At 31.1% G+C, this 402-nt stretch carries 1 protein-coding gene; it reads left to right on the top strand.

What is annotated here, in order from left to right; translation table 11 throughout:
• Positions 1–4 precede the first annotated feature (4 nt).
• Positions 5–169: an aspartyl-phosphate phosphatase Spo0E family protein gene (locus AC1DWA_RS33615; protein ID WP_258304263.1), complete on the top strand. Its 165-nt coding sequence runs from the start codon at positions 5–7 to the stop codon at positions 167–169.
• Positions 170–402 lie beyond the last annotated feature (233 nt).

The raw sequence follows: 402 nt of genomic DNA, 5'->3' as shown, positions 1-402 counted from the left end.
GGGGATGGAAGATAAACATGTAACACCAGAAGTACTATTAGAAGAAATAGAGCGTCTTAGGGAAATTATGATAAATACAGCTTTAAAAGAAGGACTTGTAAGTGATAACACGGTAAAGGCAAGTCAAGTATTGGATAGGAAGTTAAATGAATTAGAAGAAATTTATTAAAAAAAGCCCTTACTTCACAAATAAGTTTTTTTCTGTATGTGGTTTCCGATAAGCAATTTTATGTTAACTAAAAGTGAACATATATGTTCAGGTTTGGAGAACATGATGTTTATTAGAATGAACATCATGTTTTTTTATAAAGGTTGCAATAGTTATGCAACCTTTACATAGAAAATTTGCAATATCCTATTGCACGAGTAAAAGAAAAAGCAGGCTTAAGCCTGCTTCTATAG

The sequence above is a fragment of the Rhodococcus sp. P4_F3_2 genome (assembly GCF_056401335.1).
Note: the sequence above shows the minus strand (reverse complement) of the source record. Positions and strands in the feature narration are given on the sequence as shown.